The sequence below is a fragment of the Streptomyces violascens genome, from assembly GCF_014649955.1.
GTDB lineage: Bacteria > Actinomycetota > Actinomycetes > Streptomycetales > Streptomycetaceae > Streptomyces > Streptomyces violascens.
The window spans coordinates 218,743-231,742 of record NZ_BMUA01000007.1; the positions used below are offsets into that span (position 1 = coordinate 218,743).

11 protein-coding genes and 1 pseudogene are annotated in these 13,000 nt (G+C 71.5%); 3 read left to right on the forward strand and 9 right to left on the reverse strand.

Going from position 1 to position 13,000, the window contains the following annotated elements; translation table 11 throughout:
* Positions 1-57: 57 nt before the first annotated feature.
* From IE206_RS17310 to glmS, 4 genes are all read right to left on the reverse strand, one after another.
* A complete protein-coding gene (locus IE206_RS17310; RefSeq protein WP_189963061.1) occupies positions 58-567 on the reverse strand; it encodes a hypothetical protein in 510 nt (169 codons plus the stop codon).
* Positions 568-1,033: 466 nt separating this feature from the next.
* The gene (locus tag IE206_RS17315) at positions 1,034-2,461 is read right to left on the reverse strand and encodes an NAD(P)H-hydrate dehydratase (protein ID WP_189963062.1); all 1,428 of its coding nucleotides are present in this window, start codon (positions 2,459-2,461) and stop codon (positions 1,034-1,036) included.
* A 271-nt stretch (positions 2,462-2,732) separates the two neighbouring features.
* Positions 2,733-3,101, reverse strand: coding sequence for a holo-ACP synthase (locus tag IE206_RS17320; RefSeq protein WP_189963063.1), 369 nt, complete (start codon positions 3,099-3,101; stop codon positions 2,733-2,735).
* 4 nt (positions 3,102-3,105) lie between these two features.
* Positions 3,106-4,953 carry a glutamine--fructose-6-phosphate transaminase (isomerizing) gene (gene glmS / locus IE206_RS17325; protein ID WP_189963064.1) on the reverse strand — a complete coding sequence of 616 codons (1,848 nt, stop codon included), beginning with the start codon at positions 4,951-4,953 and terminating at the stop codon, positions 3,106-3,108.
* A gap of 403 nt (positions 4,954-5,356) precedes the next feature.
* Here glmS and coaA point away from each other — a divergent pair, with 403 nt between their 5' ends.
* Both coaA and IE206_RS17335 read left to right on the forward strand, forming a co-directional pair.
* The gene (gene coaA, locus IE206_RS17330; RefSeq protein WP_189963065.1) at positions 5,357-6,346 is read left to right on the forward strand and encodes a type I pantothenate kinase; all 990 of its coding nucleotides are present in this window, start codon (positions 5,357-5,359) and stop codon (positions 6,344-6,346) included.
* A gap of 30 nt (positions 6,347-6,376) precedes the next feature.
* A pseudogene (locus IE206_RS17335) lies at positions 6,377-6,790 on the forward strand (DUF389 domain-containing protein); the annotation flags it as partial.
* Positions 6,791-6,857: 67 nt separating this feature from the next.
* Here IE206_RS17335 and glmM read toward each other — a convergent pair.
* From glmM to IE206_RS17355, 4 genes are all read right to left on the reverse strand, one after another.
* Positions 6,858-8,216 carry a phosphoglucosamine mutase gene (glmM, locus tag IE206_RS17340; RefSeq protein ID WP_189963066.1) on the reverse strand — a complete coding sequence of 453 codons (1,359 nt, stop codon included), beginning with the start codon at positions 8,214-8,216 and terminating at the stop codon, positions 6,858-6,860.
* Between the two features lie 121 nt (positions 8,217-8,337).
* Positions 8,338-8,856 (reverse strand): 30S ribosomal protein S9, encoded by a 519-nt coding sequence (rpsI, locus tag IE206_RS17345; protein ID WP_189963067.1) that lies wholly within the window; start codon positions 8,854-8,856, stop codon positions 8,338-8,340.
* 42 nt (positions 8,857-8,898) lie between these two features.
* Positions 8,899-9,342, reverse strand: coding sequence for a 50S ribosomal protein L13 (rplM, locus tag IE206_RS17350; RefSeq protein ID WP_053727625.1), 444 nt, complete (start codon positions 9,340-9,342; stop codon positions 8,899-8,901).
* 275 nt (positions 9,343-9,617) lie between these two features.
* On the reverse strand, positions 9,618-11,240 hold the full coding sequence (locus IE206_RS17355; protein ID WP_189963068.1) for an ABC-F family ATP-binding cassette domain-containing protein: 1,623 nt from the start codon (positions 11,238-11,240) through the stop codon (positions 9,618-9,620).
* 56 nt (positions 11,241-11,296) lie between these two features.
* On the opposite strand from IE206_RS17355, the gene IE206_RS17360 reads away from it, so the two are divergent.
* Positions 11,297-12,139, forward strand: coding sequence for a hypothetical protein (locus tag IE206_RS17360; RefSeq protein ID WP_189963069.1), 843 nt, complete (start codon positions 11,297-11,299; stop codon positions 12,137-12,139).
* Here the strand turns inward: IE206_RS17360 and truA are convergent.
* A complete protein-coding gene (truA, locus tag IE206_RS17365) occupies positions 12,110-12,982 on the reverse strand; it encodes a tRNA pseudouridine(38-40) synthase TruA (RefSeq protein ID WP_189963070.1) in 873 nt (290 codons plus the stop codon). The genes IE206_RS17360 and truA overlap by 30 nt on opposite strands.
* Positions 12,983-13,000: the final 18 nt, after the last annotated feature.

Consider the following 13,000-nt stretch of genomic DNA (forward strand, 5'->3'; position numbering starts at 1 on the left):
GGTCCCGCCAGGCCCAGGACGGCCCTCGAAAACCCGGCCGGTCGGCGGGCCGGGCCGTCACCCGCCTGTGGACGGCCGGGCATCCCGCCAGGCGCAGCACCGGGCCGCGAACTCCTCCACACTGGCGAAGACCCGGTCGGGGGTGGCGGGCTCCGGCCCGCCGGGGGCCGCGGCGAACGCCGCCGCGAGGGCCGCCGCCTGCACCCCGCCGCCGCGCCCGCCCACGTAGCCGAACTCGGCGAGCGCGCTCCAGAGATCACCGCGGTGCCGCCGCAGGGCCTCGGCGAGGCGCTGCGGGCCGCAGGCCTCACCGGGCACGGCGTACGAGGACGCCTCGCCAATCCTCAACAGACCTGCGGCGGAAGCGAGTTGACCGTCCTCGACGGCAACGACCTCCCTCTCGACCACCGCGATCCGCTCGACGGCCCCGAGGCCGGCGGGCACAGGCTGGACGACCGCGGTGAGCTCCGCGGCCATGGCCGGGGGCGAGGGTACGAGCACGGCGGCGGGCCCGAGGAGCAGGGCGGCGATGCGGCCGGGTTCGAGGGTGACGTGGGGGTGGCTCATGCGGGCCATGAAACAGCCGGGGGTGGTGGAGAGCGGCACGCACACGCGGGGCGCGGCCGAGCCTCTTCGGCGGGGTCTGGCACCGTTCGACCTGCGGACCGTGCGTGGTTGCGCGCGCAGTTCCCCGCGCCCCTGGGAGGTTCGGCCTTTGCGGGGCGCCCGTGCGGCCAGGCCCGACCCTGCCGACGAGCAGGCCCCGACGCCCTTCGGACTGCGGACCGTGGGTGGCGGGTCGCGCAGTTCCCCGCGCCCCTGGCGTGGCTGACCTTGGCGGGGTACCCATGCGGGCATACCCAGCCTGTCGTGGGGTCCCCCCCCCTCCGGGCCCTTAAGGCCGTGGGGGAGTTTGAGGACGAGCGCCCTTCAGGCGCGAACGGGGTCTGGGGCGGAGCCCCAGGAAAACCGGCTTCACCTCTTTCCCACCCCCGGAGGGTCCAGGGAAGGGGCGGGGTGGGGCGGGGCCCTCTCACCCGCCCGACGCGGCCACATCCCGCCAAACCCCCGGCACCGCCCCAGCCACCCCATACGCAGTCGCGGGCGCCCCCTGCGAGGCATGGCGCCCGGCCAAGCCATGGAGATAGGCCGCCACCGACCCCGCATCCCTCGCCCCCAGCCCCGCCGCAAGCAACGACCCCGCAAGCCCGGACAGCACGTCCCCGCTCCCCGCCGTGGCCAGCCAGGACGTACCGGTCGGGTTGACCCGTACCGGGCCGTCCGCGTCCGCGACCAGCGTGGTCGACCCCTTGAGCAGCACCGTCGCCCCGTACCGCGAGGCCAGCTCGCGCGCCGAGGCCAGCCGCTCCGCCTCGACCTTCTCGCGCGGCACCCCGAGCAGCGCGGCCGCCTCGCCCGCGTGCGGGGTGAGCAGGGTGGCCGCCGGGCGGCCCCGTACCGCGTCGGGGTCCAGGCACCGCAGCCCGTCCGCGTCCACAAGGACCGGCACGTCCGAGCCGAGCACCTCATCGACACCAGGACCGTCACCCAGCCCGGGGCCGACCACCCACGCCTGCACCCGCCCGGCCTTCGCGGGCGAGCCGTCCGACACGAGGGTCTCGGGGAAGCGCGCGATGACCGCGTCGCCGCCGGGCCCGACGTACCGCACCGCCCCGGCCCCGCCCCTCAGCGCGCCCGCGACCGCGAGGACCGCCGCGCCGGGATAGCGGGCCGAACCGGCGACGATGCCGACGACACCCCGGCGGTACTTGTCGCTCTCGGCGCCCGGAGTGGGCAACAGGTCTGCCACGTCGGCGTGTTGGAGGGCCTCGACGGAGGGGACGGAGGGCAGGTCGAGCCCGATGGGGATGAGCCGGACGGCCCCCGCGTACTCGCGCGCCGGGTCGATGAGCAGCCCCGGCTTGTACGCCCCGAACGTGACGGTCGCGTCCGCCCGCAGCGCCTCGCCGGGCACCTCCCCGGTGCCCGCGTCCACACCGCTGGGGAGATCGACGGCGACGACGACGGCGTTGGACCCGCGGGCCGCCCGGGCGAGCGGAATCGCGTCGGGACGCAGCCCTCCGCGGCCGCCGATGCCAGTGATGCCGTCCAGTACGAGATCGGCGACGGCAAGCACCTCGAAGGGGTCGTCGGCGACGCGGCCGCCGGCCCTCAGCAGCGCCGCAAGCCCTTCGGGGTGGGCGCGGTCCGGGTTGAGCAGCACCGCGCCGACGCCCGCGCCCCGGCGGGCCAGGCGGGCCCCGGCGTACAGGGCGTCGCCGCCGTTGTCCCCGCTGCCGACGAGCAGCACGACCCTGGCGCCGTAGACGCGGCCCAGCATGTCCGCGCAGGCTGCGGCGAGGCCGGCGGCGGCGCGCTGCATGAGTGCGCCGGGTGGGAGGAGGGCCATGAGCTCGCCCTCGGCGGCCCGAACGGTGTCGACGTCGTAGGCAGTACGCATGCCGCCAACTCTCCCCCGCCCGCCCTTTTCCCGAAACCCGCCGGGCCGGGGGCCCGGCCCCCGGCCAACGCCCTGGGCCTCCGCCCCAGCGCCCCGAAACCCGCCGGGGGCGGAAAGCCCAGACGGGTGGCCGCTTCCCCCCGGCCGCGACGTGCGGCCCGCAGGTGGCCCGGTCACTCCCCCAAGTTCTCGGCTTCGCTCGAACGAGGGGGGACCCCCCTCGCGGCGGAACCTCACGTGCCACAGCGGGAAGGGGTGGGGTGGGGAAGACTCAGCCCTCCGCGATCACCACCGCGGAAGCGACCCCCGCATCATGGCTGAGCGAAACATGCCAATGCCGAACCCCCAGCTCCGCCGCCCGCGCGGCGACAGACCCCCGCACCCGGAGCCGCGGCTGCCCGCTCCCCTCCACGTACACCTCCGCATCCGTCCACAGCAGCCCCGCCGGCGCCCCCAGAGCCTTCGCCAGGGCCTCCTTCGCCGCGAACCGCACCGCGAGCGAGGCGACCCCGCGCCGCTCACCACTCGGCAGTATCAACTCGCTCTCCACGAACAGCCGTTGGAGCATCGCGGGGGTCCGCTCGATGGACTCCCCGAACCGCTCGATCTCGGCCACGTCGATCCCCACACCGATGATCACTCGTTCACTCCACCGTCACGGACTTGGCCAGGTTGCGAGGCTGGTCGACCTCGTTGCCCCGCGCCGTGGCCAGCTCGCACGCGAAGACCTGGAGCGGCACGGTCGACACGAGGGGCTGGAGCAGCGTGGGCGTGACCGGGATGCGGATCAGATGGTCCGCGTACGGCGCCACCGCCTCGTCCCCCTCCTCCGCGATCACGATGGTCCGCGCCCCGCGCGCACGGATCTCCTGAATATTGGAAACGATCTTGTCGTGGAGCACCGACCGCCCCCTCGGCGAGGGAACGACCACCACCACCGGCAGATCCTCCTCGATCAACGCGATCGGCCCGTGCTTCAGCTCCCCCGCCGCGAACCCCTCCGCATGCATGTACGCCAGCTCCTTGAGCTTCAGCGCGCCCTCCAGGGCGACCGGGTAACCCACGTGCCGGCCCAGGAACAGCACCGTGTTCTTGCCGGCGAGCGAGCGCGCCAACTCCCTTACGGGCTCCATGGTTTCTAGGACGCGGTCGACCTCGGTGGCGATCGCGGCGAGGTCGTGGACGACGGCCCTGATCTCGTCGCCCCACTTGGTCCCGCGCACCTGGCCGAGGTACAGCGCGACGAGGTAGCAGGCGACCAGCTGGGTGAGGAAGGCCTTCGTGGAGGCGACGGCGACCTCGGGGCCGGCGTGCGTGTACAGGACCGCGTCCGACTCGCGCGGGATCGTCGACCCGTTGGTGTTACAGATCGCGAGCACCTTCGCACCCTGCTCGCGGGCGTGCCGCAGCGCCATCAGGGTGTCCATGGTCTCGCCGGACTGCGAGATGGCGATGACCAGCGTGCGCCGGTCGAGGATCGGGTCCCGGTAGCGGAACTCGCTGGCCAGCTCCGTCTCGCACGGGATCCGCGTCCAGTGCTCGATCGCCAGCTTCGCGATCATCCCCGCGTGATAGGCGGTCCCGCACGCCACGATGACGACCTTGTCGACCTCGCGCAGTACGGAGTCGGGGATGCGCAGCTCGTCCAGGGTCAGCGAGCCCGCCGCGTCGATCCGGCCGAGCAGCGTGTCGGCGACGGCCTTGGGCTGCTCGGCGATCTCCTTGAGCATGAAGTAGTCGTAGCCGCCCTTCTCGGCGGCGGAGGCGTCCCAGTCGACGTGGTACGCCCGGGTCTCGGCCGGCGCGCCGTCGAAGTCGGTGACCACCACGCCGTCCCGGCGCAGCTCGACGACCTGGTCCTGGCCGAGTTCGATGGCGGAGCGGGTGTGCGCGATGAAGGCGGCGACGTCCGATGCGAGGAAGGCCTCCCCCTCGCCGACGCCCACCACGAGCGGCGAGTTGCGCCGCGCGCCCACGACGACGTCCGGCTCGTCCGCGTGTACCGCGACCAGCGTGAACGCGCCTTCGAGCCGTCGGCACACCTGTCGCATGGCCTCGGCCAGGTCCTCGGCCGAGGAGTGGCACTCGGCGAGGAGGTGGGCGACGACCTCGGTGTCCGTCTCGGAGGCGAGCTGGTGGCCGCGCTCGGCGAGCTCGGCCCGCAGCGCGGCGAAGTTCTCGATGATCCCGTTGTGTACGACGGCGACCCGCCCGGCGTTGTCCAGGTGCGGGTGCGCGTTGTCGTCGGTCGGCCCGCCGTGCGTGGCCCACCGGGTGTGCCCGATGCCGGTCGAACCGGCGGGCAGCGGCGCCTCCAGGAGCGCCTTCTCCAGATTGACCAGCTTCCCGGCCTTCTTGGCCGCGGCGAGCCCGCCGTCCGCAAGGACCGCGACACCCGCCGAGTCGTATCCGCGGTACTCAAGACGCTTGAGCCCGGCCACGACGACGTCCAGCGCCGACTGCCCGCCTACGTAACCCACGATTCCGCACATAGAAACCCCTCCATGGCCGCCCGACCAGCGGCTTAAGGTGTCACTTACCGCCCCTGACGCCCTCTGGGGAACCGGTGGGGAGGTCCAGCTCCCACCGGCCCACGCATCGAGCGCTTCGAGGCCACGAGTGCCCGAGTCCGGCCTCACGCGCGAGTCGTGCGCGTACGTTCCCGTACGTGCGCGGCATGAAAGCCGGGTCCTCATGACCGAGCCACCTTGCCACGAGAACCGGCGACTCCCCGCTTCCAACACCGTCGCGGCGCAGGTGTGGCGCACACCATGCAGCCCGACGCCTCCCTCCCACGCGCGCGGGCCCGGGAGCAGGGGCCGCCCTTTCATGCCGCACGGCCCACGTGACCCACCCCACCCCCCACGCACGTCATACAGCCGCAACAATGGACCCGTGATCACTTCGCCGCCACGGAGCGCCCACCGCAAGCCGGATGCGACTCCCTACGTGGACCTCACTCGCGCAGAGTGGAGCGCCCTGCGCGACAAGACGCCGCTGCCGCTCACCGCCGACGAGGTCGAGCGGCTGCGCGGGCTCGGTGACGTCATCGACCTCGACGAAGTGCGCGACATCTATCTGCCGCTGTCCCGGCTGCTCAACCTGTACGTGGAGGCCACCGCCAATCTGCGCGGCACCCTCAACACGTTCCTGGGTGACGCGGGCAACGGGCACGGCACCCAGCGCGGCACCCCGTTCGTCATAGGGGTGGCGGGGTCGGTGGCCGTCGGCAAGTCGACCGTGGCGCGCCTGCTCCAGGCGCTGCTGGCCCGCTGGCCCGAGCACCCCCGCGTCGAGCTGGTCACCACCGACGGGTTCCTGTACCCGATGGCCGAACTCCAGCGCCGCGGCCTGATGTCCCGCAAGGGCTTCCCCGAGTCGTACGACCGCCGGGCCCTGACCCGGTTCGTCGCGGACATCAAGGCGGGCAAGGACGAGGTCACCGCGCCCGTCTACTCGCACCTGATCTACGACATCGTCCCGGACGAGCGCCTCGTCGTACGCCGCCCGGACATCCTCATCGTCGAGGGCCTCAACGTCCTGCAGCCCGCCCTGCCCGGCCAGGACGGCCGCACCCGGGTCGGCCTCGCGGACTACTTCGACTTCAGCGTGTACGTGGACGCGCGCACCGAGGACATCGAGACCTGGTACCTCAACCGCTTCCGCAAGCTGCGCGAGACCGCCTTCCAGAACCCGTTCTCGTACTTCCGCAAGTACACCCAGGTCTCCGAGGAAGAGGCCCTCGACTACGCCCGGACGACCTGGCGCACCATCAACCGGCCCAACCTGGTGGAGAATGTGGCCCCCACGCGCGGCCGCGCCACCCTCGTCGTCCGCAAGGGGCCCGACCACAAGATCCAGAAGATCTCGCTCCGCAAGCTCTGAACACGCGCAAGCCCGACCCGGCGAGGAAACGTGCTGCACCTGCGACTGATCGTGCCGGCCGACCGCACCGACGAGGTCGTACGCACCGTGGAGTCGACGGTCGGCACCGCGCATCTGGCAGTGCTCCCGGGGGGGGCGGCCCGCAACCCGGCCGGCGATCTCGTGCTGTGCGACGTGGCGCGCGAGGCCGGGGACTCCCTGATCGCCGAGCTGCGGGCCATCGGCCTCGACCGGGACGGTTCGATCGCCGTCGATCACATCGAGCTCTCGATCTCCAAGCGTGCCGACAAGGCCGAGGCGGAGGCCCCGGGCGAGGGCGCGGACGCGGTGCTGTGGGAGTCGCTGACCGACGCCACGCACGAGGAGTCCACGCTCTCGGTCACGTACGTGGCGTTCCTCGCCGTCGCGACGATGCTCGCGGCGTGCGGGGTGATGCTCGACTCCTGTCCGGCACGCTCACGCTGCTCGCCCAGAAGTTCCTCCGGGCGAGCCAGCGCAAACGCCAACTCCCTTAGCCCAGCGCCGACTTGACCACATCGGCGAGGCGGCCGGCCACCGAGCGGGCCTGCTCGATGTCGGCGGCCTCGACCATCACGCGGACCAGCGGCTCGGTGCCCGAGGGGCGGAGCAGCACCCGGCCGGTCGCGCCCAGCTCGCGCTCGGCCTCGGCGACGGCCGCGCCCAGCTCGGCGGAGGTGGACACGCGGGACTTGTCGACGTCGGGAACGTTGACCAGGACCTGGGGAAGCCGCTCCATGACCCCGGCGAGGTCGGCGAGCGTGCGGCGGGTGGCCGCGACACGGGCGGCCAGCATCAGGCCGGTCAGCGTGCCGTCACCGGTGGTCGCGTGGTCCAGGATGATCACGTGGCCGGACTGCTCGCCGCCGAGCGCGTACCCGTGCTCCTTCATCGACTCCAGGACGTAGCGGTCACCGACCGCCGTCTGGACGAGCTGGATGCCCTCGCGCTCCATGGCGATCTTGAAGCCCAGGTTGGACATGACGGTGCCGACGACGGTGTTGCCGCGCAGCGTGCCCGCCTCGCGCATGGCGAGGGCGAGGACCGCGAGGATCTGGTCGCCGTCGACCTCGTTGCCCGCGCCGTCCACGGCCAGGCAGCGGTCGGCGTCGCCGTCGTGCGCGATGCCGAGGTCGGCGCCGTGCTCGACGACGGCCGCCTTCAGGAGGCCGAGGTGGGTGGAGCCGCAGCCGTCGTTGATGTTGAGCCCGTCCGGCTCGGCACCGATCGTGACGACCTCGGCGCCGGCCCGCGTGAACGCCTCCGGCGAGACTCGGGCGGCCGCGCCGTGCGCCTCGTCCAGGACGACCTTGAGACCGTCGAGGCGGTTGGGCAGCACGCCGATGAGGTGCGCGACGTACCGGTCGAAGCCCTCGTCGTAACTGCGGACGCGGCCCACGCCCGAGCCGGTCGGGCGCTCCCACGGCTCGCCCGTGCGGTGCTGCTCGTAGATCGACTCGATGCGGTCCTCCAGCTCGTCGGCGAGCTTGTGGCCGCCGCGCGCGAAGAACTTGACACCGTTGTCCGGCATGGCGTTGTGGCTGGCCGAGAGCATCACGCCGAGGTCGGCACCCAGCACGCCGGTGAGGTACGCCACCGCGGGGGTGGGCAGCACACCGACCCGCAGGACGTCCACGCCCGCGCTCGCGAGGCCCGCGACGACCGCGGCCTCCAGGAACTCTCCCGACGCGCGGGGGTCCCGCCCGACCACGGCGGTCGGCCGGTGTCCCTCGAAGGTCCCCGCTTCGGCGAGCACATGTGCCGCCGCCACCGACAGACCGAGCGCGAGCTCAGCCGTCAGATCCGAGTTGGCGACACCGCGCACGCCGTCCGTGCCGAAGAGTCGTCCCACGTCTGTCCTCCGAAAACCTGAAAGTGCGGGGTAGATAACTGCCGGGGGTGAATAGACGAACGCCCCGGCAGCACGGAAGGTGCTGCCGGGGCGAACGAAAGCCGTAGTGGCAGGCGCGGATTTAGCGCTTGCTGTACTGCGGGGCCTTACGGGCCTTCTTGAGACCGGCCTTCTTGCGCTCGACCGCACGGTCGTCGCGGGAGAGGAAGCCGGCCTTCTTGAGGGCGGGGCGGTTGTTGTCGACGTCGGCCTCGTTCAGCGCACGGGCCACGCCGAGGCGCAGGGCGCCGGCCTGACCGGACACGCCGCCACCCGAGATGCGGGCGATGACGTCGTAGCGGTTGTCGAGCTCGAGCACCTTGAAGGGCTCGTTGACTTCCTGCTGGTGGACCTTGTTCGGGAAGTAGTCCTCGAGCGTACGCCCGTTGATCTTCCACTTGCCGGTGCCCGGAACGATCCGGACGCGGGCGATGGCGTTCTTGCGACGACCCAGGCCGGCGGCCGGCTGCGGGTCACCGAAGCGCGAAGCCATCGACTCGGTGGTGTACTCGCCCTCGACGGGGACCTCGGACTCGAAGGTGGTGACCTCCGCGTAGGTCTCTTCGCCCTCGACGGGGGTCTCGACAGTGGTCTCGGCCACGATGCTCCTCAGATTCTTTTCTGTCTTAGGGGGTGGCCGGAACTACTGCGCGACCTGGGTGATCTCGAACGGCACCGGCTGCTGGGCAGCGTGGGGGTGCTGGTCGCCCGAGTAGACCTTCAGCTTCGAGAGCATCTGACGGCCCAGGGTGTTCTTGGGGATCATGCCCTTGATGGCCTTCTCGACGGCCTTCTCCGGGTTGTTCGCCAGGAGGTCGTCGTAGCGCACCGAGCGGAGACCGCCCGGGTAGCCGGAGTGGCGGTACGCCATCTTCTGGGTCTTCTTGTTGCCGGACAGGTGAACCTTGTCGGCGTTGATGATGATGACGAAGTCACCCATGTCCATGTGGGGCGCATAGACGGGCTTGTGCTTGCCTCGGAGAAGGTTCGCGGCGGTGGTCGCCAGACGACCCAGGACGACGTCCCGGGCATCAATGACGTGCCACTGGCGAGTGATGTCGCCGGGCTTGGGGCTGTACGTACGCACTTCGTAGCCTTCGCTTCTTCAGTGGATGGGGTCCAAACACATTGCACCCTGAAGCGATCATGCAGCTGGGACCCACAGTGCCGGGAACGCTGCCCGTATGCGAGTCACTGGTAACTGCTCCAGAGAACCTGCGTAAGAGCTCTTCGCTTGAGAACGACCAAGCCAATACGCATAACAAACCAGAAGACTACCCGGGCGCCCCCGGGCGGGTCAAAACCGCCCGGGAGGCACCTGGCCGCATTCCGGCGAACCGGGCCCTGACCTGCTCAAACGCGCTAGCGGGCCCGCTCCACCCGGCGCTCGTCCCACACCGGTTCGGTGGTCTCCCGCACCACGCCGTCCGAGCCGAAGACCAGATAGCGGTCGAACGTCTTCGAGAACCAGCGGTCGTGGGTGACGGCGAGCACCGTGCCGTCGTACGACTCCAGACCGTCCTGGAGGGCCTCCGCCGACTCCAGGTCGAGGTTGTCGGTGGGTTCGTCGAGCAGCAGCGCGGTCGTGCCGGCGAGCTCCAGGAGCAGGATCTGGAAGCGGGCCTGCTGGCCGCCGGACAGCTTGTCGAAGGGCTGGTCCCCCTGCCGCTCCAGCTCGTACCGGCGGAGCACCGACATGGCGGCCCCGCGGTCCTTGGCGTGCTCGCTCCACAGGATGTCGACGAGCGTGCGCCCGAGCAGTTCGGGGTGTGCGTGGGTCTGCGCGAAGTGCCCGGGCACGACCCGCGCGCCCAGCTTCCAGTTCCCGGTGTACGCCACCGACGGATCGCCCGCGAGCAGCCGCAGGAAGTGCGACTTGCCGGAGCCGTTGGAGCCGAGGACGGCGACCCGCTCGCCGTAGAAGACCTCCAGCGAGAACGGCTTCATCAGGCCGGTCAGCTCAAGGTTCTCGCAGGTCAGGGCGCGCACTCCGGTACGGCCGCCGCGCAGCCGCATGGTGATCGCCTGCTCGCGCGGCGGCTCCGGCGGCGGGCCCGCCTCCTCGAACTTCTTGAAGCGGGTCTGCATCGCGTGGTAGCGCGAGGCCATGTCCGGGCTGATCGCGGCCTGGTTGCGCAGCCGCAGCACCAGCGCCTTCAGCCGCGCGTGCTCCTCGTCCCAGCGCCGCTTGAGCTCCTCGAAGCGCGCGAACCGCTCCCGGCGGGCCTCGTGGTACGTGCCGAATCCGGCGCCGTGCACCCACACGTCCGTCCCGGCGGGGCTCGGCTCCAGGCTCACGATCCGCTCGGCGGCCCGCGACAGCAGCTCCCGGTCGTGCGAGACGAACAGGACCGTCTTACGGGTCTCCCGCAGCCGCTCCTCCAGCCAGCGCTTGCCCGGCACGTCCAGATAGTTGTCCGGCTCGTCCAGGAGCAGCACCTCGTCCGGCCCGCGCAGCAGCGCTTCGAGCACGAGCCGCTTCTGCTCGCCGCCGCTGAGCGTGCGCACCTCGCGGAACTGCGCCTTGTCGTACGGCACCCCCAGCGCGGCCATGGTGCACATGTCCCAGACCGTCTCGGCCTCGTAGCCGTGCGCCTCGGCCCAGTCGCTGAGGGCCTGCGCGTACTTCATCTGCGCGGCCTCGTCGTCGACCGTCATGATCAGGTGCTCGGCCGCGTCCACCTCGGCCGCGGCCTTCCTGATCCGCGGCTGAGCGACGGAAACCAGCAGGTCACGCACCGTACGCTCGTCGCGCACCGATCCCACGAACTGCGGCATCACGCCGAGCCCGCCGCTCACCGTCACCGAGCCGCCGTGCGGCTGGAGCTCGCCGGAGATCATGCGGAGCAGCGTCGTCTTGCCGGCCCCGTTGGCGCCGACCAGAGCCACCACCGAACCCTCCGCCACCCGGAACGAGGCGTCGCCGAGCAGCACCCGCCCGTCCGGCAGGTAGTACTCCAGATGTGCAGCCTCAAGATGTCCCATGGGCGGATTGTCGCGCAGGCCCTGGCACCCTGAACAATCGAATTAAGATGCGCGGCATGAGCTTTGGGCAAGGGGGACCCGCGTGGGGCCCGGGGGATCAGCAGACACCGGACTGGGCGGCGCTCGCGGACGCGTCGGCCGCGCGCAGCCGGCGCAAGAAGCTGCTGTTCATAGGCGCCGGCGCACTCGCGACGGCGGCGGTCGTCGCGGTCGTGGCCACCGTGATCGTGAACGCGGGCAGCAAGGACGACGGCAAGTCGGCCAGTGAGCTGCCCTCTCCCCCGGCGCTGCCCAGCAACAGCGCACAGCCGGGGCCCTCGTTCTCCCGGGTGGCCCCGCCGCCTCCGCCCAACCCGTACGACTACGTCTCCAACGCGAAGAAGGACACGGCGCCGCTGAGCGCCGACACCCTCTTCCCGGGCAAGAGCCTCACCCTGGGCAGCGGCGCCTACGCCAAGGGCCCGACCGACAAGGTCACCGACTGCACCTCGGTCACCCAGGGTTCGCTCGGCTCGGCCCTCAACGACAACGGCTGCCGCCAGGTCATCCGGGCCACGTTCACCAAGGACGGCGTCGCGGTCACCGTCGGGGTCGCCGTGTTCGACACGGACACCGCCGCGACGAAGGCCAAGGAGCAGGCGAGCGGCGGCATCGCCTCGCTCTCCGGCTCGGGCGTGAACACGTTCTGCCGGGGCGGTTCGGTCTGCCGCAACACCACCAACTCCTATGGTCGCTATGCCTACTTCACGACCGGCGGCTTCGCCAACGGCAAGAGCGTGACGAAGAGCGACACAGGCGTGTTCACGGCGGGCGACGAGCTCGCGAAGTTCACCTTCGACCAGATCGTCGCCCGCGGCCGCAACCAGGCCTCAGCAGCAGCCGCCAGGCCCGCCGCCTGAACTCCCGGGCAGCGTACGCATGTTGCGCGCCTCCTTGCTGCGCGCGGCGAGCAACTCATCGGCGGGGTAACCGACTTCCTCCAGGGTGAGGCCGTGCGGCTTCACCACGTGGACGGAGGAGTCGCGCACCGCCGCCGCGAGGACCTTGCCGGGCCACTCGGGACCCCGGTGACCGTCGCCGACGTACAGCAGCGCGCCCACGAGGGAGCGCACCATGTTGTGGCAGAAGGCGTCGGCGCGCACGGTCGCGGTGACGATCCCGTCGTCGCCGCGCTCCCAGGACAGCTCCTGCAGCGTGCGGATGGTGGTGGCGCCTTCACGCTTCTTGCAGTACGCCGCGAAGTCGTGCTCGCCGAGCAGCGCGGCGGAGGCCGCGTTCATGGCCTCGACGTCCAACTCCCAGTCGTGCCACAGGACATGACCGCGCAACAGCGGGTCGACGCCGCCGACGTTGTCGGTCACCCGGTACGCGTACCGCCGCCAGATCGCCGAGAACCGCGCGTTGAAACCGCTCGGCGCCTCCTCGATCCGCCAGATCCGCACATCGTGCGGCAGCCGCCCGGCCATCCGCCGCAGCAGCTTCTCGCGGTGCTCGGCCCACACCGCCCCGGGCAGGTCGACGTGCGCGACCTGCCCGCGCGCGTGCACCCCGGCGTCGGTGCGCCCGGCGACGGTCAGGTCGTACGTCACGTCGGAGCGCGTCACCGTGCGCAGCGCGTCCTCGATCTCGCCCTGCACGGTCCTGCGCCCGAGCGGCTGCCGGGCCCAGCCGGAGAAGTCCTTGCCGTCGTACGACAGATCCAGCCGCACCCGGACGAGGCCGGGCTCCACCTCATCACTCACGTAACCGTTCCTCTCAAA

Bases quoted from the DNA above. Each gene is read 5' to 3' on its own strand.
- IE206_RS17310 (WP_189963061.1), bottom strand. From the start codon at position 567: ATGAGCCACCCCCACGTCACCCTCGAACCCGGCCGCATCGCCGCCCTG.
- IE206_RS17315 (WP_189963062.1), bottom strand. From the start codon at position 2,461: ATGCGTACTGCCTACGACGTCGACACCGTTCGGGCCGCCGAGGGCGAG.
- glmS (WP_189963064.1), bottom strand. From the start codon at position 4,953: ATGTGCGGAATCGTGGGTTACGTAGGCGGGCAGTCGGCGCTGGACGTC.
- IE206_RS17355 (WP_189963068.1), bottom strand. From the start codon at position 11,240: ATGGGACATCTTGAGGCTGCACATCTGGAGTACTACCTGCCGGACGGG.
- IE206_RS17360 (WP_189963069.1), top strand. From the start codon at position 11,297: ATGAGCTTTGGGCAAGGGGGACCCGCGTGGGGCCCGGGGGATCAGCAG.